General features: G+C 55.7%; 20 protein-coding genes. 6 read left to right on the plus strand and 14 right to left on the minus strand.

The window, feature by feature from the left end; genetic code table 11:
* A complete protein-coding gene (locus tag ACOTTU_RS14895; protein ID WP_425659162.1) occupies window positions 1-531 on the minus strand; it encodes an RNA polymerase sigma factor in 531 nt (176 codons plus the stop codon).
* 142 nt (window positions 532-673) lie between these two features.
* Between ACOTTU_RS14895 and ACOTTU_RS14900 the strand changes: the two genes are divergently transcribed.
* A complete protein-coding gene (locus ACOTTU_RS14900; RefSeq protein WP_425659164.1) occupies window positions 674-2,083 on the plus strand; it encodes a S8 family serine peptidase in 1,410 nt (469 codons plus the stop codon).
* 3 nt (window positions 2,084-2,086) lie between these two features.
* Here ACOTTU_RS14900 and rsgA read toward each other — a convergent pair whose 3' ends face one another.
* Both rsgA and ACOTTU_RS14910 read right to left on the minus strand, forming a co-directional pair.
* The gene (rsgA, locus tag ACOTTU_RS14905; protein WP_425659166.1) at window positions 2,087-3,184 is read right to left on the minus strand and encodes a ribosome small subunit-dependent GTPase A; all 1,098 of its coding nucleotides are present in this window, start codon (window positions 3,182-3,184) and stop codon (window positions 2,087-2,089) included.
* A gap of 252 nt (window positions 3,185-3,436) precedes the next feature.
* Window positions 3,437-4,360: a cupin domain-containing protein gene (locus tag ACOTTU_RS14910; protein WP_425659168.1), complete on the minus strand. Its 924-nt coding sequence runs from the start codon at window positions 4,358-4,360 to the stop codon at window positions 3,437-3,439.
* A 171-nt stretch (window positions 4,361-4,531) separates the two neighbouring features.
* Between ACOTTU_RS14910 and ACOTTU_RS14915 the strand changes: the two genes are divergently transcribed.
* The gene (locus ACOTTU_RS14915) at window positions 4,532-5,128 is read left to right on the plus strand and encodes a cytochrome P460 family protein (protein WP_298914443.1); all 597 of its coding nucleotides are present in this window, start codon (window positions 4,532-4,534) and stop codon (window positions 5,126-5,128) included.
* 153 nt (window positions 5,129-5,281) lie between these two features.
* On the opposite strand, the gene ACOTTU_RS14920 is transcribed toward ACOTTU_RS14915, so the two are convergent.
* The 3 genes from ACOTTU_RS14920 to ACOTTU_RS14930 form a co-directional block, all read right to left on the minus strand.
* Window positions 5,282-6,295 carry a GlxA family transcriptional regulator gene (locus tag ACOTTU_RS14920; protein ID WP_425659170.1) on the minus strand — a complete coding sequence of 338 codons (1,014 nt, stop codon included), beginning with the start codon at window positions 6,293-6,295 and terminating at the stop codon, window positions 5,282-5,284.
* 75 nt (window positions 6,296-6,370) lie between these two features.
* A complete protein-coding gene (nhaC, locus tag ACOTTU_RS14925; RefSeq protein WP_425659172.1) occupies window positions 6,371-7,843 on the minus strand; it encodes a Na+/H+ antiporter NhaC in 1,473 nt (490 codons plus the stop codon).
* A 151-nt stretch (window positions 7,844-7,994) separates the two neighbouring features.
* A complete protein-coding gene (locus ACOTTU_RS14930) occupies window positions 7,995-8,984 on the minus strand; it encodes an aldo/keto reductase (RefSeq protein WP_425659173.1) in 990 nt (329 codons plus the stop codon).
* An 83-nt stretch (window positions 8,985-9,067) separates the two neighbouring features.
* Here ACOTTU_RS14930 and ACOTTU_RS14935 point away from each other — a divergent pair, with 83 nt between their 5' ends.
* Window positions 9,068-9,892, plus strand: a complete 825-nt coding sequence (locus tag ACOTTU_RS14935; RefSeq protein ID WP_425659175.1) for a LysR family transcriptional regulator — start codon at window positions 9,068-9,070, stop codon at window positions 9,890-9,892.
* A gap of 152 nt (window positions 9,893-10,044) precedes the next feature.
* Here the strand turns inward: ACOTTU_RS14935 and mnhG are convergent, their stop codons facing one another.
* Genes mnhG through ACOTTU_RS14965 form a run of 6 tightly spaced genes read right to left on the minus strand, consistent with a single transcriptional unit; the run spans window position 10,045 to window position 15,965 of the window.
* Entirely contained in the window at window positions 10,045-10,407 is a 363-nt protein-coding gene (mnhG, locus tag ACOTTU_RS14940; protein ID WP_298914459.1) for a monovalent cation/H(+) antiporter subunit G, read from the minus strand.
* Window positions 10,404-10,691: a K+/H+ antiporter subunit F gene (locus tag ACOTTU_RS14945; RefSeq protein WP_298914462.1), complete on the minus strand. Its 288-nt coding sequence runs from the start codon at window positions 10,689-10,691 to the stop codon at window positions 10,404-10,406. Before ACOTTU_RS14945 ends, mnhG begins: the two co-directional genes overlap by 4 nt.
* Window positions 10,688-11,188, minus strand: coding sequence for a Na+/H+ antiporter subunit E (locus ACOTTU_RS14950; protein WP_425659178.1), 501 nt, complete (start codon window positions 11,186-11,188; stop codon window positions 10,688-10,690). Before ACOTTU_RS14950 ends, ACOTTU_RS14945 begins: the two co-directional genes overlap by 4 nt.
* A gap of 1 nt (window position 11,189) precedes the next feature.
* Window positions 11,190-12,731, minus strand: a complete 1,542-nt coding sequence (locus ACOTTU_RS14955) for a monovalent cation/H+ antiporter subunit D (protein WP_425659179.1) — start codon at window positions 12,729-12,731, stop codon at window positions 11,190-11,192.
* Entirely contained in the window at window positions 12,728-13,084 is a 357-nt protein-coding gene (locus ACOTTU_RS14960) for a Na+/H+ antiporter subunit C (protein WP_298914470.1), read from the minus strand. The genes ACOTTU_RS14955 and ACOTTU_RS14960 overlap by 4 nt, the downstream gene beginning before the upstream one ends.
* A gap of 1 nt (window position 13,085) precedes the next feature.
* Window positions 13,086-15,965 carry a monovalent cation/H+ antiporter subunit A gene (locus tag ACOTTU_RS14965; RefSeq protein WP_425659181.1) on the minus strand — a complete coding sequence of 960 codons (2,880 nt, stop codon included), beginning with the start codon at window positions 15,963-15,965 and terminating at the stop codon, window positions 13,086-13,088.
* 341 nt (window positions 15,966-16,306) lie between these two features.
* Between ACOTTU_RS14965 and ACOTTU_RS14970 the strand changes: the two genes are divergently transcribed.
* A complete protein-coding gene (locus tag ACOTTU_RS14970; RefSeq protein WP_425659183.1) occupies window positions 16,307-16,960 on the plus strand; it encodes a methyl-accepting chemotaxis protein in 654 nt (217 codons plus the stop codon).
* A gap of 69 nt (window positions 16,961-17,029) precedes the next feature.
* Here the strand turns inward: ACOTTU_RS14970 and ACOTTU_RS14975 are convergent, their stop codons facing one another.
* A complete protein-coding gene (locus ACOTTU_RS14975) occupies window positions 17,030-17,284 on the minus strand; it encodes a zinc ribbon domain-containing protein (protein ID WP_298914479.1) in 255 nt (84 codons plus the stop codon).
* 68 nt (window positions 17,285-17,352) lie between these two features.
* On the opposite strand from ACOTTU_RS14975, the gene ACOTTU_RS14980 reads away from it, so the two are divergent.
* Window positions 17,353-17,730, plus strand: coding sequence for a MerR family transcriptional regulator (locus ACOTTU_RS14980; protein WP_425659185.1), 378 nt, complete (start codon window positions 17,353-17,355; stop codon window positions 17,728-17,730).
* Between the two features lie 65 nt (window positions 17,731-17,795).
* Here ACOTTU_RS14980 and ACOTTU_RS14985 read toward each other — a convergent pair whose 3' ends face one another.
* Entirely contained in the window at window positions 17,796-19,184 is a 1,389-nt protein-coding gene (locus ACOTTU_RS14985; protein WP_425659187.1) for a GMC oxidoreductase, read from the minus strand.
* Between the two features lie 93 nt (window positions 19,185-19,277).
* Between ACOTTU_RS14985 and ACOTTU_RS14990 the strand changes: the two genes are divergently transcribed.
* Window positions 19,278-19,508: a hypothetical protein gene (locus ACOTTU_RS14990; protein ID WP_425659188.1), complete on the plus strand. Its 231-nt coding sequence runs from the start codon at window positions 19,278-19,280 to the stop codon at window positions 19,506-19,508.
* Window positions 19,509-19,549 lie beyond the last annotated feature (41 nt).

Here is a 19,549-nt window from a genome sequence, read left to right on the forward strand (position 1 = left end):
TCAGCCGTCTCCCTGACTATGAGAAGAACGTGCGGAGTTCGGATTTATTCCCAATTTTTCTGCAATCGCCAATCGCGCGCGCGCAAGTCGGCTCATCACCGTTCCGACGGGGATATCCAGAACCGATGCTGCTTCCTTATAGCTCAGTTCTTCCACACATATCAGCATCACGACATCCCGCTGGTTTTCCGGCAGATTTTCAATTGCGGCCTTTGCGGAGTTCAACATCAGGGCCGCCTCGGTCGCTCTGGGACCATCCACCGTTGCAACCTCGGGCGCATGGTCGATGTCGATCTGCGTGCCTTGGGTCTTGGTGCGGCGCACCATGTCAATCCATGCATTGCGCATGATCCGAAAGAGCCAGGCTTCAAGCCGGGTTTCGGGATCAAATTGGTGCTGCGCTGCGAACGCTCGTTCCGCGGTGACTTGAACGAGATCATCCGCGATATCAGCGCTCCGGCAGAGCGAGAGGGCAAAACGCCTCAGATTGGGTAAAAATGCGATGATGTCTTCCGCAAACCTATCAGACATCGTGCTTCTTTCCTCTTTCACCAAAGAGTGGAATATTTCCCAGGGTATCGCGTTGTCTTACGACAGCTTGTTTTGGTGGCGCAAGGAACAGTGCCGTCTGAACACGCTTTGGAGCAGATTGCGGCCAGATCGGAGCATCAAATTGTCGAGAGTCATTCTTCCCTTTGTCCTGGCGACCCTTTTCGCCGTGGCATTTCCGGCGATCTCGCCCAACAGCCTGTTTGCCGGCTGGGCGCTTGCTGACGACGATGGCGATGGTGATGGCGATAGCGACGATGACAGCGATGACCGTGGCAGTGCAAGTGGCGCGAGTGGGGGGGCTGGTGAGGGACGGAGGCCCAGAACCGGCAACAAAGGCGGGAATTTACTCGATCTGCTTTTTGGACGTGGGTCTCAGGTGCCTTCTGAAACGCCCACACCGCAACCTCTCCCCACCCGCGCGGCCGATGAGGTTGTTTCGGTCAATCTTTCACCCGAGGATTTGTCCACTCTGACAGATCGGGGGTATGAGGTTGTTCGGACGTCGGAAGTGATTGCTCTCGGCGCGACTTTGCGGCGTCTGCGTATTCCCCCGGGTATTTCGCCTGACGCGGCACTCTTGGAGGTGCGCCAGCTTTCATCGGGGCAATTGTCCGATTTCAATCATTTCTACAGAGCCAATGCGGCTGAAAGCAAACCATGTGTGGGGCTGCATTGTCCCGCCTTCGATCTCGTCGATTGGTCGCCTCCAGAACCGCCGTTTTCGGGGTGTGGTCGAAAGGTTGTGCGCCTTGGGTTGATCGATACCGGGATCAACCCTGATCATGAGGCCTTTATCAACAGTAGGCTGTCGGTTTTGGATTTTGATCCCGGCGGCCCCGGTATTTCCGGCGCCCAACATGGGACCGCGGTGGCAGCACTTCTGATTGGTTCCCGCGAGGGCCGGGTGCATGGGGTGCTGCCTGACGCCGAGCTGGTGGCAGTCGATGCCTTCTACAAGATGGGGCGGGACGAACGCAGCGATGTCTTCAACATCGTGCTGGCAATGGATCAACTTGCCGCCGCAGATGTCGGAGTGATCAATATGAGCCTCGCCGGTCCCGATAACCTTCTGCTGGGACAAATGGTGGCGCGCCTGAGTGAAGACCGAATTCTGATCGTGGCGGCGGCCGGCAACGCGGGCCCACGCGCCGCACCTGCCTATCCAGGTGCCTACGGGCAGGTTCTTACGGTCACGGCTGTGGATGGCGACGGCAGGATTTACCGGCGCGCCGGTCGGGGCGCACATGTGGATGTGGCAGCACCCGGTGTCGATGTCTGGACGGCCGCTTCTGTGCGCGGCGTTCGAACCAAAACCGGCACATCCTTTGCAACGCCCTTCGCCACCGCTGCCGCCGCCATCGTGTTGTGGTCGGATGACGAGATGGCTGTGACCGCTGTCAAATCCGTCCTGCGCAGAACGGCACGTGATCTGGGTAAGGTCGGCCCGGACGAGGTATTCGGCGCAGGGCTGGTGCAGTTTGCACCCCTTTGTGATGCTGCAGAAATCGGGCAACCCGCGCAGATGGAATAGGCGTCATTGGCGCTTTCCGTGATGTTTCATGATTTGGCGGATGGTCTTTCCCAGTTTCTTGTCTTTGGATTTGCGCTCCGCAAGGCTTGTCGTGTTGAATAATTCTTCAGCTTTCAATTTGCGCCACCGAGCAAGCCGAGCGTCATCAATGTCGCCGTCTTTGACTGCTGCCAAGACGGCGCACCCGGGTTCGGTTTCATGTTGGCAATCGCGAAAACGGCATTGTTCGCCCAAGGCGTGAAGGTCTGCAAATACCTCCTCGATACCTGAGGATACGTCGGTCAATTGCACCTCCCGCATACCCGGGGTGTCCAGGACAACGCATCCGTTCGGGATGGCGTATAACTGGCGCCTGGTCGTCGTGTGGCGTCCTTTCGCGTCGCTCTCCCTGATGGCCCCGGTTTCAACTTCCTGGGATTTCGCCAAGGCATTGGTGAGTGTCGATTTCCCGACGCCGGACGACCCCAGAAAAGCGACGGTCTTTCCTGGTTTGCACCACTCTGACAGCATTTCGCCTGGTGCCTCGCCGCGGGCATCAAGCGTCAATATCGGAACAAGTTCCGAAAGACTGCGCGCCTGTGCCACGTAATCTTCGGGAGATGTGACCAGATCGCTTTTGGTCAAAAGAACAACAGGCGCAATGTTGGCTTCAATGGCCAGAGCGATGTACCTCTCCAGCCGTGCAACATTAAAATCCTGGTTGCAGGAAGACACGATGAAAGCCGTATCTATATTGGCGGCGATCAACTGGATGCTTCGGTCGGTGCCGGGCGCGCGGCGTTTCAGAAGGCTTTTTCGGTCGAGGACGACGCTGGAAGGCGGGTGGGATGGATCAAGCAATAACCAGTCGCCGACTGCACTGTTCGGGAGAGGGGGAATGTGCTCGTCGATGGCGTCCCCGATCACGTGAAGGGCGTTTCGGTGAACTTCGACAACGCGCACGGGCGGGGTCTGAGTTAACGCATCCACGCTGATCTGTTGCGAAAAATAGGGCTGCCATCCATATCGTTCAAGCGTGGACAGCTTTCGTTCAGCGGGTGCGTGGCCTGCCTTGGAAGGAAAAAATCCGGAATAGTCCCGTGTCATTGGGTCAACTTTCATGTCATTGTTCAAGGGGTTCTTGAGCCTAAGGTGTCAAGTGCATTGAGGTCACAGCCAACAGGTATGCCAATCCTGAGATTGCCAGGTGTTTTGGGCTTTTGCTGCGTATCGGGAGGTCTTTTGCCTCCCCACCTTAACGGGACATGAAATCTCCAATGTGATCACTTTGTGATAAGGCGATCTGGCCACTTTTTCAAGGTCGCTGCGCTGCTCTGGATGCCAAATGCCGCAATGCGCTTGATTGGGACGGGCTTACCGCCTTGATGCTCGTCGGAAGGCACCTGGTGCTGACCCGGTCTCTCTTTTGAATGCGCGGTTGAATGCATTGGTGTCAGTATAGCCGGATTTGTCGGCGATCTCGTCAAGCGAGAGATTGCTTTCTTCGAGCATTCGTTTGGCAGCCCGGACGCGGCAGCTTGTCACGTAGTTGATGGGCGCGGTTCCCATGAGTGTTCTGAAATGCGTGGCAAATGTGGTTCTCGATTGCCCAAATACGCTCGCAAGATTTTCGACGGTCCAAGGAAAGATCGGATCAGCATGGATGCTGTCGAGGACTTGCTGAAACTTTGGATCGAAGAGCGCAGAGAGATGCAAGTCTTGGGATATCATCTCCTCTAGCCACGTTTGGATCGCATAAATGCAAAGAATCTCTGAAATTCTATTGAGTACTGAGGACATATTGCCTGATTTATGCAAGAGCTCGCTGCGAATAAGTTGGAACAACATATCGGTTTTCTGCCGGTCCTGTTCGCTGTTACCGCGATGAACCAGCAGGTTCGGCAGGCGCGTCAGTATCGCAGGTGGTGCGCTTTCAGACATCTGGAAGTAACCACACAAAAGATGCGTGCCGTCACTTGGATCACCTTGACCAAGCAGGTCGGGTGCGAACTCATCGCTTGGAATGATGTCGCAAGCCATGGGCGTCAACCCGGGCTTGGCGCTCAGGTTGTGCGCTTCGCCATTCGGGACAATCACATAGTCGCCCTTGTCAAGTTTTTCGCGTTGACCGGTTTGTGGCAACTCGACCCATGCCGAACCTGACAAGACCAGATGAAAACGCGCAAGATGAGAGTGGGAGTTGACAGCCGTGCTCCAATTCCCGGCGGGGTTTTTTGTGACATAGGCCGTGCTGCGAATACGCAGCATGTCGAGGATATTGAAGCTCAGCTCTGTCATAGCCCCCAGTCAACGCAAAACGTGCTGCTGCACAATAGTGCAGATTGATTATTGAACGATCTGCAAGAAAACTCGAATTCCTGACCCTTCTGAAAAAGCTACCGCTTCCTAACATAGAGTGTACCGCCTCGATCCTCGGGCCACACAACCAATAGCTATGAAAGTGAAGCAATGAGAAAATCGACCATCGCCACGCTGACCGCTTGCTCGGCACTTGCCGTCGTCGCCTTGAGCCAAATCAGCACGACCGCAGTTGCACAACAGACCGAAGACTGGAAACCGACCTGGACGGAGGGGGGTGAGCTTGTCCTGCCCGAAGGGTATCGGGAATGGGTCTATCTTGGTTCCCCCCTGACGCCAAATGCCCTGAATGGGGGCGCGGCAGGTTTCCCGGAATATCACAATGTCTATGTGCATCCGGAAGCTTACAAGATTTACAAGGAGACCAAAGTCTTTCCCGAAGGCACAATCTTGTTGAAAGAGCTTCAGCTGACGCTGGAAGCGGAGGAAGAAGACGGGTCTCGTTCCGAGGTGTCAGGACGCGGGTACTTTCCCGGTGCGTTCAACGGCATCGACATTGCTGTAAAAGATTCCTCCAGGTTCTCGGACAGCCAGAACTGGGGGTATTTTAACTTTGGTCACCATGCGCCGCCCTATGCAGAAACAGCTGCGGCTGCACCGATAGAGGCCTGTGCGTCATGCCATATCGACAACGCGGATGAAGATATGGTTTTCACGCGTTTCTACGCGATCCTGGGGGCAGACTGACCGGCTCTTGAGGTTGACGGCGGGTAGCTGACCTCGTCCTGCCGTCAGAAGTCGGGCCAATGCCGTTTCCCCATGCAGACCTGACACCATGAGCCCGGGCGATGCGCCGCCGACATAATTATCGCGTTGGCGGCGCATCTGACACCAGCCGTTTCACGAATGTTCTGACCATCCCCGACGAAAAGCGGACGGAGATTTTCCGAACCGCTTTTTGAAACGTACCGCAAGTTGGGTTGTGCTGCCAAAGCCCGTTGCTGCCGCAATCTGCGCAACGGTCATATCCGTTTCGTTCAGCAATGCATGTGCCCGCGCGACCCGTAATTCGATGTAAAACTGGACTGGCGAGATTTCGACGTATTTCTGGAAGAGGCGCTCCAACTGGCGGCGTGAAATATTTGCCAGATCGGCGATCTCGGTAATTTCCAGTGGTTCTTCGATGTGATCATGCATGACCTGCATGGCGTTGATCAGCTTCTGATTACGGCTGCCCAGAGCAACGGAGTATGCAGATTTTTGCAGCGCCTTTCTGTTGTTCGATCGGAAATGAATGCACATGTCCGAGATGATGATGGCGAGATCCTTGCCGAAATCGGATTCGATCATGTCGAGCATCATGTCTGTCGCGGCGTTGCCGCCTCCGCAGGTCATCAAGTCCTTGTCGATCTCATAGAGATTTGTCGAAGGCTCCAACCCATCAAAATACTCGGAAAAAGCAGGCTGGTTTTCCCAATGCAAAGTGAACTTCCTGCCGCGCAGGGCGCCTATCTTGGCAAGGGCGAAAGCCCCCGTACAAATGCCTCCCAAATGGCAGCCGAAAGCGCGTTGCCGGTTGAGCCAAGCCAGAACTTTTGGGCTGGTGCTCTCCGCTGGCTCAATGCCGGAGCAGACAAATAGCCGTGCCGCGCGGGGAATGTTCTCGAGGTCCAGATCTGCGCTGATCTCCACACCGTTTGAGCATTGGACTTTTTGCCCGTCTTCACTGACGAGATACCATCTGTAAAGTTCCTTGTTGGTGACCTGATTGGCAACCCTCAGAGGTTCGAGTGCCGCGCTGAAGGCGAGCATCGTCAGTTTCGGCAAGAGCAGGAAGTAGATGTCTCTGGTCTTGCCATCAAAATTGATCTGGAAACTTGCAGCACCCTTGGGGATAAAATTTTTCTCTTTCATATTCGCGCTCCCCGGACGGCCGGATTGGAAAGGGTAGAAGTACCAAAACCCGCAGGGCTTTGGTACTCCGATTGTTCAGGCGCTCAGGTGCGCGACGGGTTCCCCGCTTTCTTCCCAGGCGCGAACCTCCTCGTCGCTGGCTTTGGGCGAGAAGAGACCGGTCATGGCATAGAATATCCCGATGACCGGCGATAACCAGCAGGCAAATGCCAGCGGGATGTAGAGCAGGTTTTCGAAGTTCCCATCCGCGATGCCAAGCCCGAGTGCGGTAATCACGAAAGCGCCGCCTGCGTTCCAGGGAATGAGGGGCGACACAAGCGTCCCGCCTTCTTCAATGGCGCGCGAGAGGTTGAGCGGGGAATATCCCATGCCGCGATAAACTGGCGCGTACATCCGCCCCGGCAAGGCAATTGACAGATAGGGATCGCCAGCGACGGTATTTGTCGCAACCGATGTGAGGATCGCCGAGGTTTGGATGCCGGCAAATGTTTTCACCTTCGAGATGATCACAGAGATGATTGATTGCAGGCAGCCTGTGCGTTCCAAGGCACCGCCAAAACCCAATGCCAGCAGCACCAGCGAGATCGTCCACATCATGGATTGGATGCCTCCCCGGTTCAGCAGCGGGTCGATTTCAGCGACGCCTGTGTCAATGGAATAACCGCTGTTTGCAAAGGTGAAGGTCTCGTGCAGGCCTGCTCCCTGAAACAGGATGGCCATGATTCCCCCGACGACGGCGCCAGCAAAGAGTGACGGGATGGGAGGTTGTTTCATGATCGCCAAAATAATCACCAATACGGCGGGAAGCAGCATCAGCGGCGAAATCCAGAAAGCGTTTTCAAGGGCCGTGGTAATGACCGCGATGCGTTCAAACGAGACCTGGGATGTGTCGATCAGAGTGAATCCGACAATGAAATAGATGACCAGAGCGATCAGCATGGACGGCACAGTGGTGGGCAACATATTTCGGATATGATCGAAGAGATTCGTGCCCGTGACCGCAGGGGCCAGGTTTGTCGTGTCGGACAGGGGCGAAATCTTGTCGCCAAAAAAGGCCCCCGACACAACCGCGCCCGCTGTCCAATACATCGGGATACCAAAGCCTGCGCCGATCCCCATCAAGGCCAGGCCCACTGTACCAGTTGTTCCCCATGATGTGCCTAGAGACACTGAAACAATCGCACATAGCAGCATTCCGGCAGCCAGGAACAACTCCGGTGAGAGAATTTTCAACCCGTAGTAAATAAGCGTGGGCACAGTTCCACTGGCGATCCAGACACCGATGATCATCCCGACCGTGATCAGGATGGAAACCGATGGCAATGAGATGTTGATGACGTGGAAAACACCCTCTTCGATGTTTGGCCATTTGTGCCCGAGTTTCAGACCGACAAGACCGGTGATCGCGATCCCGAACGCCAGCGGAATATGGGGCGTGAAGTCCCCGAAGTAAAAGAGCTGTAGCCCAAGGACAAACAGCGTCAGGATGATGGGCAGAAGCGCCATTCCCAGGCTGGGTTGTTTTATCATTTCGTCATTCGCAGACATGCGGATCGCCTCCCTAAAATTGGTTCCTTACGATTTCTGGATTGGCGACAATCAATAGAATTCAGGAGGCGATCCCCCATGTCGGTGCGCACTCTTTTCAAGAGTTTGCGACAAATAGATGATTTGAGCGTTATTATGGGCGCTGTCGTGATCAGAGTGCCCTGTCAGGAGAAGTTTCCCTTTCCCGCGGAATGAGGCTTTCGATGGTCTCCATGACTTCTGGTGGCAAGGCACCGAAGCTCAATGCTTCAGCAATGCCTTCTATTTGCTCGGCGGTCCGCGCGCCTGGGATCGGGATGTTGCAGGCGCCCTTGGCCCAAAGCCATCCGATGGCGCCTTGAACGAGGCTGCGGCTATCGACGGTCAGAAGGTCGCGTATGGCGTCAAGCTGGCCGAGGAAATGTGGATTGGCGCGCGCGCCCTTAAAGTAGGCTGTAACCATGCTGTCTCCGGCCCGAATGTCGCCATCCCGGACAGTCGCGCCCGAGGTATAGGACCCGCCGAGCAACCCCATCGCCAGAGGAGACCGGATCAGGGCTGCCAGCGCGTTTTGCTCCACGACCCGTTGAATGCGCGGGGCATCGACCAGAACGTTCATCGCATGTTCAACAGCGGCAAAGCCCGGTCGAGACGCTACTGCCGCTGCATTTTCTGAGAAATCAGTGCTCCAGCCATAGGCGCGGATTTTTCCGGCGCTTTGCGCTTTTTCCATTTCATTGAAAATCGCTTCGGCTTGGGGAACTGGAAGCCCGTTGTCATGTAGCAGAACTAGATCTATGCAATCGCGCGCCAAGCGGCCAAGGCATTGGTCAATTGCGGGGCCAACCCGCTCAGGATGGGTGTCGCCAAAGGTCAGCTCCTTTGTTTCTTCGTTAATTGCGATGCCGATCTTGGTGACGACGATAGCATCGGGATGCCGTTTCAAACCGCGGGCCAGCAGTTTTTCGGAGTGGCCGGCACCGTAAGCGGCTGCCGTGTCAAACAGCCTGATGCCCCGGTCAAGTGCCGCATGGATTGCACGGATAGAGTCGCCGTCATCAGCATTGGTGTATCCCAATGACTGACCGTCGGAATACATCGCACCGCCAATTGGCCAGCATCCCATGCCCAGAGGGGCGATCTTCTGATCAAGAAATTTCATGTCATTGCTCCTGCTTTGAGATGCCCCCAATTCAAGCAGGTCACGCATTCCAACGAAATGAAATCTATTGTAATGATCATTTCATGAATGAAATGAACTTCAACTGGGATGATATTCGCCTTTTCCTGGCGGTTGCGCGTGGGGGCGGGCTTGCACCGGCTGCGGTTAAGACAGGAAAAAGTGCGCCGACGCTTGGCCGACGGATGTTGGCGCTTGAACGCCGCTTGGGGTGTGAACTGTTCCGGCGGCTGCCAAGGGGATACGAGCTTACCGAAGATGGAGAGCGGTTGCTGGCCAAAGCCGTCGATTTGGAATGGAAAGTGGCGCCGATCATTGCTCTCAACGCAGCAGAGGTTAAGCCCGCCGTCAAAATCTCCGCCGGGGTTTGGGTTACCCATTTGCTCTGTAGCAAGCTCGCGGCCATCACCGGGACGAACTCTGTGCGGTTAAGGTTCATTGCCGACGATGAGATTGCTGATATCGGGCGCCGTGAAGCGCTGATCGGGGTTCGAAACCGCCGCCCTGAAGGACCCGGACTGGCTGGGCGCAGGGTCGCGCGGGTCAGATTTGCGACCTACGCGCGTGATGAAACGATCGATGCATGGGCGCGCGTTGTCGGATCGACGCCATCGGCGAAATGGGTCGGTGAAGCGTCCAGAAAGGCAGACGTCATCGAAGTCACAAGCCCCCGAAACGCGCTTGATTTGGCGTTGGCGGGATCCGCGAGGATCGTCTTGCCGACATTTGTAGGCGATGGCTGTGCCACCCTGCAGCAAGTGTCGCCGCATATTGATGAATTGGAACATGATCAGTGGTTGGTTACGCATCACGAAGACCGATTTCTACCCGAGGTCCGGGCACTTATCGACCGGATCTATGAAATCCTGAAAGCCAGTTCACAGGTTTGAAAGATCGTTTTCAGGCGGCTCTGAGGTGCTGACGCAGCCTTGGAAATGATCACCTGTCACGTCAGGACCTCCGGCCTTGAAGGCTTATTTAGGCGACAGGACACACTTCATGTGTTTGACTTTTGGGATACTGGAATTGAAGCTCTCGCGTCTTAGTCAGATTCCGGCGTTTGCAGCGTGGACCAGGTATCATCGCGCGGCGGAGCAGGCGGCGTTTCGCAAGCGCGGCGGTGAATGTTCACCTTGGCAATGAAATTGGCGGAAATAGGCGCCGTGACAAAGAGAAACGCCATGATCAGCAGTTCATGAAATGATCCGTCGCCAATCACAAGTGAATGCAACATTGACGCCAGCAACAGCATGCCGATGCCAACCGTGCCCACTTTTGTCGGGGCGTGCAGGCGGGTCATCGGGTCGTTGAACTTCAACAGACCTATGGCGCCAACAAGGACAAATCCCGAGCCGATCAATAGCGAAAGTGCTGCGGCATATGTGCCGATTATTTGAGCCGTCATTCGATGATGTCTCCTCGCAGAATGAAGCGCGCAAGCGCAACGGTGGAGACAAACCCCAGCATTGCGATCAGTAACGATACTTCGAAATATATCTGGATGCCTTGCTGTATGCCCAGAACGACAACCAGCCCCAATGCATTGATGACCATCGTATCAAGGGCGAGAACGCGATCCCCCGAACTGGGGCCAAGCACAAGCCGTATCATGGAGAGTATCTGGCCGAGCGCCAGCGTGACAAAGGCGATCGTCAAGGCGAAATCCAGCAGTCCCGATGCAAAGGTCATGAGAATATCTCCAGCAGGCGGCCTTCATACCGGGTCTTGATGTCATTCAGAACCGCGTCGGGATCATCCGTGTGCAGCACGTGCACCAGCAGGCTGTGACCTTCGTCGGACAGGTCGGCGGAAACTGTTCCCGGCGTCAGCGTGATGGTTCCGGCGAGTACCGTAATGGCCTCCGGTTCGCGCAGTTTGAGAGGCACGACAATCCACGCGGGTTTCAGTTTCGAATTGGGCACCGTCAGGACGATCCAGGCGACCTGAACATTCGCCACCAGAATATCCCACATGACGATGAGGCTGTAGCTGATCATCTTGTCCAGGCGGAACCCACGCGGTGTGTCAGGCCACCAGACCGATGTTATCCAGGGAATGATGATCCCGAGAATGATCCCGAAAACAACCATTCCTGCTGAAATCTCGTTCTGCAGCAACGTCCAGACGACCGCAAGAATGAGTGTCAGAATGGGGTGGGGCAGCAGCCATCGGTATGCACGTGCCATATCAGTGGTCCTCCTTGGGCTTGCTGAGTTTGCCGGGGGTGTCGATCACAGTGGAGATATACGCATCCGGTGCAAAGAGCTGTGCCGCGATGCGCGTGGTGTATCCATGCACTTGACCGGCGAAGACGGTATGGGCGGTGAGGAGTGAAAAGAGACCGCCGACGGCAACATAAGACAAGACGGTGGGTCGCGTCACGTCGCCGGGGTCTTCACCGGGGTCCATGCTATGTGCTTTCCAGAACAGGATGCTGCCAGCGCGGGCAAATCCGAGAATACTGATCAGGCTGGAGCCCAGCACAATGACCCAGATCCAGACCATCAGATCCGTTCCATAGGCCGAGTCCAGAACCAGCAGTTTGCCCAGAAAGCCGGAGAGGGGCGGCAGACCGGCCATTGCAATCGCACCAACGAAGAACAGACCAGCGGTCAGGGCGCTGCCCATGACGGGGGGTTGTGGAACAAGGTTCAGATTTGCGCGACCGGTGCGCACGAGGTCAGAGATCAAGAAGAGGGCAGCGCCTGCCAGTGTTGAATGCACGATGTAGTAAAGCGCCGCCGCGATACCGGCGGGTGAAAACAGCGAGATCGTCACCATCACCATGCCCATGGACCCGATGATGGAGAAGGCGAGCAGCCGGTCCAGCTTTTTAGCGGCCAGAACGCCCAGCATGCCGATGGCCAGCGAAACCAGTGCGGCAGGTAACAGCCACAGATCGTGCAGGCCGGATGTCACCTCCAGGTCAGGCGGGAAGATCATTGTGTAGACGCGAATAATCGCATAAGCGCCGACTTTGGTCATGATGGCGAAGAGGGCTGCAACCGGTGCTGGCGCTTCGGCGTAGCTTGAGGGGAGCCAGAAATGCAGCGGCGCGAGCGCCGCCTTGATCGCAAAGACCAGCAATAAAAGAACAGCAGCGACCCGAATACCGACAGTTTCCTCCGACCCGATCAGGGTCACACGTTGTGCAAGATCAGCCATGTTGAGCGTGCCGGTTTCGGCATAGATTGATCCCAGCGCGAACAGAAACAATGTTGATCCGACAAGGTTGAAGAGCACGTATTGCACGCCCGCGCGCAACCGCGCGTTGCCACCCGCATGGATCATCAGCCCGTAAGAGGCGATCAACAGCACTTCGAAGAACACAAAGAGGTTAAAGAGGTCGCCTGTCAGAAAAGCGCCCAGAATGCCCATGAGTTGGAATTGAAACAGGGCATGGAAATGTCGGCCCCGGTTATCCCAGCCCGACCCAATGGCATAAAGCAGCACAAAAAGTGCCAGTACGGTCGTCAGTAGGACCATCAGCGTGGAGAGCCGGTCGCCCACGAGTACGATGCCAAAGGGCGCGGCCCAATCGCTCAGTTGATAGAGCAGAACGGAGCCATCGGAGACCTGCCATGCAAGCCCTGCTGCTATGGAGATCAGCGCGACGACGCCCGCGACCGAGAATACACGTTGTATGCCAATATGATAGCGGGCGGCCAATACGATGAAGGGTGCCAGCAATGCAGGCAAGACGACAGGGGCGATAATCCAGTGCGTCATGTTTGCCCCTCGGATTTTGGTGTCGACGTATCTGGTTGGTCATCCACGTGATCGTCATTCGACCCCAGAAAGGCGCCGAGCCCGATCATGACCACCACGGCCGTCATGCCAAAGGAAATCACGATGGCCGTCAGTACCAGCGCCTGCGGCAGCGGGTCGGTATAGGCCGTCACATCGTCGCGCAAGATGGGCGGTGCACCGATGGTCAGTCGACCTGACGCGAAAAGAAAGACATTCACCGCATAGGTCAGCAACGACATGCCAAGGATAACCGGGAAAGTTCTGAGGCGCAGCACGAGATACAGACCGGCGGCCGTCATGATCCCGATGGCGGAGGCGACAAGTAATTCCATTTTACACGTCCCCCTTTACGGTGTCGGGCCCTTCGGGAGCCAGGTCATCCCGTGACGGGTCAATATCCATCGGATGTTCGCTGTCGACGACATGAGCGCGCCGCGCAAGGCGCGAGAAGCTTTCCAGCGACAGCATCACGGCACCAACAACAGCCAGGAACACTCCCAGATCAAAGAGGGCCGCAGTAGCCAGTTCGAACTTTTCAAAGGGCGGGATGCGCACATAGGTGAAATCGGATGTCAGGAAGGGCTTGCCGACAAACCATGATCCGATGCCCGTCAGGCCGGCGATCAGGACACCGGCCCCGATGACACCGTGATAGGGATATTTCAGCCGCGCCGAGGTCCATGCAAACCCGCTCGCCATATATTGCATCACGACTGCTATGGAGACGACGAGACCGGCGATGAACCCACCCCCGGGGTCATTGTGACCGCGCAGGAAGATGTAGAAACCGACCATCAGCACCACCGGCATGATGACCCGTGTCAAAACAACCATCATCATCGGATGCATGTCGCCTGCGCGGGGCTGGTCAGGTTTTCGGTTCAGAAGCCTTGCTCGCACTGGACCGTCGAGCAGTGTCTCGGTCAGCGCGTAGATCAGCAGAGCCGCGATACCCAGCACGATGATTTCGCCATAGGTGTCGAAACCCCGGAAGTCGACAAGAATGACATTGACGACGTTGGTGCCGCCCCCGCCTTTGTAGGAATTGGCCAGATGGAACTCCGAGATTGGCGTGCTCACCGCGTCGCGGAGCAGGTAGTGATAGGCCAGCGCAAAGGTTGCAAGACCCCCTGCGATCGCGACGCCGGTATCACGTACGCGCCGCAGCACCGTGCTTTCAACCGGTGTATGGTTCGGCAGGAAATTCAAGGCCAGCAGCAGCAAGATGATGGTCACCACTTCCACAGTGAACTGGGTCATGGCCAGATCGGGCGCGCTGAAGAAGACGAAGCCGATGGAAACCATCAAACCAACGATGCCGATCAGGATCAGCGACAAAAAGCGGTTTCGGTGCATTAAAACCAATCCACAGGTTGCCGCGACCAACATAGCCCAACCGGCGATGAGCACGGGGTTTGCCGCCTGCACAGATCGCGTTGGCAAGGAGGTGGTGCCGGTGCTCCACGCGTGGAAGCCAGCGGCGATCATGGCAACGGACGCGATGGCCACATAGCGGGTGAAGGCACCATTGTGCAACGTCAGGACAATCTTCTGCGCCAGAGTGGCTGCGGCCTCGACAATGGCCTCAAAGATGACCTTGGCTTCGGGGCGCGGCGTGTTTTCCCAAAACCGCAGCATCGGTGTGAAAACGGCCAGCAGGATCAGACCGCCCGCCGTCGCGATCATGGACATATAGAGCGGTGGAACGAACCCGTGCCAGATCTTGAAATGGGCTTTGGGGACCTCTGCTGCGTCACCAAGCAACGACGCGGTGACCATTTTGACAAAAGGTTCGGCGACAAACGGGGCAATGCCGATCACGATAACGGGCACGATCAGCAGACCCGGGGGCAGCCACATGCCAGCACCGGGATCGTGTGGTTTGGCAGGGTAGTCATCGCGCACCGGCCCGAGAAACACATGCCCGATCAGACGGAAGCAATAGGCGGCGGAAAAAAGTGAGCCAAGCGTTGCCATAACCGGCAGCAGCCAGTTGACGCCGAACAAGGCAGTATGCGTGGCTTCTTCGAGCATCATTTCCTTGGACAGGAACCCGTTTAGCAAGGGTATGCCGGCCATTGACAGGGCGGCCAAAGTGGCAATCACAAAGGTTACGGGCATCAGTTTGCGCAGGCCCCCCAGCCGCCGGATATCGCGGGTATGCGCTTCATGGTCGATGATCCCTGCCGACATGAAGAGCGCGGCCTTGAAGGTCGCATGATTGAGGATATGAAACACTGCGGCCATCGCACCAAAGGCTGTGCCGGTCCCCAAAAGCATCGTGATCAGCCCCAGATGGCTGACGGTCGAGAACGCCAGCAGGGCTTTGAGGTCGTGCTTGAAGAGCGCAACCACCGCACCCAGAACCATTGTGACCAGACCTGCGGTGGTGACGATCGCAAACCATTCCGGCGTCCCGGACAGAATCGGCCACAGACGGGCCATCAGGAAAATACCGGCTTTCACCATCGTTGCGGAGTGCAGGTAGGCCGAGACCGGCGTTGGTGCGGCCATCGCGTGGGGCAGCCAGAAGTGGAACGGGAACTGCGCGGATTTTGTGAAACAACCCAGCAGGATCAATAGCAGCGCAGGCAGGTAGAGCGGGTCGGCTTGAATGAGTTCACGATTTTGCAAAATGACGCTGAGGTCGTAGCTGCCCACGATTTGCCCAAGGATCAGCATGCCACCGATCATTGCCAGGCCGCCCATACCCGTGACCGCCAGCGCCATGCGCGCGCCCTGTCGACCCGCAGGCAAATGTTTCCAGTAACCGATGAGCAGGAAGGATGACAGAGAGGTCAACTCCCAAAAAATAAGCAAAAGCAATATGTTATCGCTCAGAACGATCCCGACCATCGCGCCCTGAAACAGCAGCAGGTAGGTGAAGAATTCGCCCATGTTATCATCGCGACTGAGGTAGTGGCGGGCATAGGCGATGATCAACAGCCCAATGCCAAGGATCAACAGGGCAAAGAAAAAGCCTAACCCATCCAGCATCAGCGTGAAATTCAACCCCAGCGTCGGCATCCAATCGACCCGAGCCAACACCACTTCACCGGCGAGAACCGCAGGCAGATTTGTCAGCAAGCCCAAAAAGGCCGAAAGCGATACGATGAATGTGACCCCTGCACAGGCAGCCCGCCCTGCGGCATTCATCAGTCCGGGTAGGAGCGCTCCAAAAAAGGGTAAAGCAACGATGAAAAAGAGGGACACGTCAAATCCTTATCCAATTAGTCTTTCAAACTGCAATGAAACGATTGAGTTTGCAAAGACATACCGGCAATTAGATCGCAATGTTGCAATCGCCACATAATTGTAAATGTCTCCGCCCGGTTTCTGACGGGCCAATGGTCGATACAGCGATGAGCCGTCCGCCAATTTCCTGAGCATCCGTCCAAATTCGACTGAGGCAAACATAGGTTTGATTCGGCAGAGATTGACTGCGGATCATTGGCGCGAGCGTAGGGATGTTTTGTCGCTGCTGCTTGCCCGGTTTCTGAGACCAACTTTCGGTTTTGAGGACATGATCTTTCGAACACCTGATTAACCTATCAATGATAGTCATCGGCTCAGCGTTAATACGAAGGCCTGATATGGAACTAAATCTGGACTGGACCAAAGATCCCGTTGTGCAGCTTGAAGATGAGATTCTTCCAGTGCTGTGGATTCCGATCGACTTCGTTCTTGAAGAGAGCGGCAATGCGGACATTCAGGATGTTTCTGGAAGAATGGACCGTGCGGCGGATTTGCTGCGTTCGTCGGGCAGCGAGTATTTTCAGGCAGAAGGGGCTATGGTTGAAGCAGCGCACCGCGAAATTTGCCAGGTCGCTGCCAACTCTGTGGACCAGACACATGAGCTTTTGAGAGATTTCGCTTCTGATCAGACCGATCCTGATCGGCGCGCCGCCGTCCTGAAGTCGATTCGTGAAACGATGCGCCCAGCAGTTCTCGAAGCCATCAATGTCTTGCGCGAAACATTTTTGACCATGGTTCTGTCGCGACAGTACAAGCACGCCAATATGTCGAAACATTCGATCGCGGAACTGGATGTGATAAGTAAGAAAATTTTCTACGTCGCGATCAACGCTTCCGTTGAAGCTGCGCGGCTCGGCGATCAAGGGGCTGGGTTCGCGCATATCAGCACCGAAATTCGCAGCTTGTCTCAAAGCGCCCGTGCTGCCATCGACAATATGAAATCCGGTCGATAGGGCAACGTGTGCTGTAAAAGAGCTTATGCGACACGACTGATCTGCCTGCATTTTTCAGCTGGGAGCTCTTCAGGCCGTCCATCGATCAAGTTTTGGAATTCCGCGGGTAAAGGCCCAAGCCATAATCCGGGGCATCCCTTTGGCGGTCAAGGCATCCACGCAGTGTGACTGAAACTCCTCGACGGATACTCCAGGATGGCGAAATGCCCCGTCTGCGTAACAAAGCGAACAATAAGTTACGCTGCGGCTTCCGTCTTTCTCGATGCCGCCACCTTCAGGGTCCCTATCAAAGGGCATTCCACAACTCTGGCATCTCTTTCCCATAATATTCTCCTTGATTTGTGCTTCAAAACCATGGAATCTAAACCATGGTTCATAATCAATGGTTTTAGATGCGTATTGGAGAACTGTCAAAGAGATCCGGGTTTAGCCGCGACGCGATCCGCTTATATGAAAAGCAGGGTCTGATACCGGTATGCGGTCGCGAAGGCGGCAATAACTACAAAACCTACCCGGAAGAGGCGATCATGACGCTGGAGGTCGTTCGGGACGCGCAGGCAGCGGGGGTCAGCATCGGAGATCTCGCAATCCTGCTATCGCAACTTGATGCCGCGGACGGGGATGATCTGGACGGCGATGCGTTTCTCGCCAGCAAGATCGAAGAGGTTCAGGCCCGCATCGACGCTTCTCTGAGGTTTTTGAAAACGCTGGAAGACACACGGCAGGCGCTTGCGATTGCGCCTTACAAAACCATGCCTGCGGGCGAGTGACATGCCAACAGGCGACTAGCTCAACACCTGTCGCAGGCGGCAGGTGCATGAAATATCCCAGCCCGCTATTTTAGGTTCCTGTCTGCAAGATAATCGCCCAATCGCAGGCTAAGCTGAACAATAGAAAACGTCGGGTTGCAAAAACCGCCAGAAGGGAAAACTGATGAGCCTGCGCAGAAAAGATTATCACTTCCAAATACTTGAGCGTTCAAGTCCACAACACCCGTTTCCGGGCTTGCCGCCATTCGCGTCCCACCCATGTGATGGTAGCCGCCGGGGCAATGACCACCGCCTTCACAACTAAACTCAAGCTCAGATGATAAGACCCAGTCATCCAGACGCATCCTGACCTTGGTTTTTTCTGCAAAAAATTGTCCAAGGGCTAGTGCCGGTTCTCGAAATGTCCTTCGGTCCAGATCGCTTCGACGCCAGTGCAACTTCGCACGCGGATTGCCAAATCGGTCTACGTCCGAGGACAGTGTAACACGGTTTTCAAACACAGGTTCTTGTTCCGATGAGCTGCGCAACCACGCGATCCGGGCAGGCACTTCGGGCGCCGTGCCCAATAACTTGGCTATCCAGCTTGGTGGGGTACAGTCCATATCCGGGTCGCGGTCAAGCCGGATTCGGCAGTTCAGCAACCCATTTTCGGTCATAAACCGTTGTGTCGGAGCAACGTACAATCGGCTTCGCGAGAAGGGCAGGTAAACGTCATCATCCCCAAAAGACGTCCCTTCGCAAAAAGCAACCTCACCGATGGTTTGGGTCAAATGCTCCATCCAATAACGTCCGACAAGGTCGTTTTTGTTGCCTAACCCATTGTTGTGATCCCGATTCCACTGCAATAAAATGCGGTTGTTCTCGATGCCGCCGCAGGCAAGAACGAACGCATCTGCCTTCACGACAACCGAATGGCCGGAGTAGTTTTCAAAACGGACGGATGTTATTTTCTGGTCGTCTAACATGGCCTCCTGGGCGTTGGCATGCAGCAAGACATCAATGCCGGGGTCGGAGGAAAACGGTTCGCGATACTTCTCTGCAAAACGTACCGGTTGCGAGAAAACAAAATGAACTCTGCGTAGATCATCCGTGCCTTCCAGCGCGCTGTCGTCTGGGAATTCCGGGATTTCGACAACTTCGCGGGCTTCATCCAGAAACGGATCGAGATCGCTACGCGAGATAGGCCACTCGGTAAGCGGAAAACCGGGTTTTGCTTGAAAATCCAACTCCTCCAGCGGGCGGCACATCCCCCCCCAGTGATTTGTGGTGCCGCCAAAGAAACGCAGACGCGCGGTTTCGATGTCAAAGTACTCATCGCCCTCAACGCTACCCTGGTATATTGCCTGCGAGTCGTCTTCCCAGTCTTCGCCGCCGCCTTCGGCCAGCAAGACCGTTTGCCCTCTTGAACGTAATTTTTGAGACAAGGAAATGCCGGCAGCACCCGCGCCGATCACACATACATCATACTTTGGCGAAATTTCGGTTTCAGGGGTCAGATATCGCAGCAAGATCAGCCCCTGTTCTTATGATGATCGCGCAGCCTTTCAATGTCGTTGGTCGAAAGTATCCATCCGTTCCGAACAACCCAGCGCTCTCCAAGTTTGGCAATGCCGCCTAATTGGTGTCCGACGAACGGAACAAGCAAAATGGAGAAGAATTTTCGACGCGAAATCATACTGAAACCGGGGGATATTGAAGCTGTCCGCAAACTTGCACATCGTTTGATGATTGACAAGAAAGGTGGCGGAAAGCTCAACCAAGGCGGCCAGATCACCTAACCGACGCGTATCTATGGTCACCGCATTGGGAGGGTGCCATC

The organism is Roseobacter sp. EG26 (genome assembly GCF_049830555.1).
GTDB lineage: Bacteria > Pseudomonadota > Alphaproteobacteria > Rhodobacterales > Rhodobacteraceae > Roseobacter.

What these genes read in the sequence shown, in the direction of transcription:
- ACOTTU_RS14970 (WP_425659183.1), top strand. Translation starts at nt 16,307, where the DNA reads ATGATAGTCATCGGCTCAGCGTTAATACGAAGGCCTGATATGGAACTA.
- ACOTTU_RS14920 (WP_425659170.1), bottom strand. Translation starts at nt 6,295, where the DNA reads ATGAAAGAGAAAAATTTTATCCCCAAGGGTGCTGCAAGTTTCCAGATC.
- nhaC (WP_425659172.1), bottom strand. Translation starts at nt 7,843, where the DNA reads ATGTCTGCGAATGACGAAATGATAAAACAACCCAGCCTGGGAATGGCG.
- ACOTTU_RS14910 (WP_425659168.1), bottom strand. Translation starts at nt 4,360, where the DNA reads ATGACAGAGCTGAGCTTCAATATCCTCGACATGCTGCGTATTCGCAGC.
- ACOTTU_RS14945 (WP_298914462.1), bottom strand. Translation starts at nt 10,691, where the DNA reads ATGACCTTTGCATCGGGACTGCTGGATTTCGCCTTGACGATCGCCTTT.
- ACOTTU_RS14980 (WP_425659185.1), top strand. Translation starts at nt 17,353, where the DNA reads ATGCGTATTGGAGAACTGTCAAAGAGATCCGGGTTTAGCCGCGACGCG.
- ACOTTU_RS14975 (WP_298914479.1), bottom strand. Translation starts at nt 17,284, where the DNA reads ATGGGAAAGAGATGCCAGAGTTGTGGAATGCCCTTTGATAGGGACCCT.
- ACOTTU_RS14990 (WP_425659188.1), top strand. Translation starts at nt 19,278, where the DNA reads ATGTCGTTGGTCGAAAGTATCCATCCGTTCCGAACAACCCAGCGCTCT.
- ACOTTU_RS14915 (WP_298914443.1), top strand. Translation starts at nt 4,532, where the DNA reads ATGAGAAAATCGACCATCGCCACGCTGACCGCTTGCTCGGCACTTGCC.
- rsgA (WP_425659166.1), bottom strand. Translation starts at nt 3,184, where the DNA reads ATGAAAGTTGACCCAATGACACGGGACTATTCCGGATTTTTTCCTTCC.
- ACOTTU_RS14930 (WP_425659173.1), bottom strand. Translation starts at nt 8,984, where the DNA reads ATGAAATTTCTTGATCAGAAGATCGCCCCTCTGGGCATGGGATGCTGG.
- ACOTTU_RS14895 (WP_425659162.1), bottom strand. Translation starts at nt 531, where the DNA reads ATGTCTGATAGGTTTGCGGAAGACATCATCGCATTTTTACCCAATCTG.
- ACOTTU_RS14950 (WP_425659178.1), bottom strand. Translation starts at nt 11,188, where the DNA reads ATGGCACGTGCATACCGATGGCTGCTGCCCCACCCCATTCTGACACTC.
- mnhG (WP_298914459.1), bottom strand. Translation starts at nt 10,407, where the DNA reads ATGACGGCTCAAATAATCGGCACATATGCCGCAGCACTTTCGCTATTG.
- ACOTTU_RS14955 (WP_425659179.1), bottom strand. Translation starts at nt 12,731, where the DNA reads ATGACGCACTGGATTATCGCCCCTGTCGTCTTGCCTGCATTGCTGGCA.
- ACOTTU_RS14960 (WP_298914470.1), bottom strand. Translation starts at nt 13,084, where the DNA reads ATGGAATTACTTGTCGCCTCCGCCATCGGGATCATGACGGCCGCCGGT.
- ACOTTU_RS14935 (WP_425659175.1), top strand. Translation starts at nt 9,068, where the DNA reads ATGAATGAAATGAACTTCAACTGGGATGATATTCGCCTTTTCCTGGCG.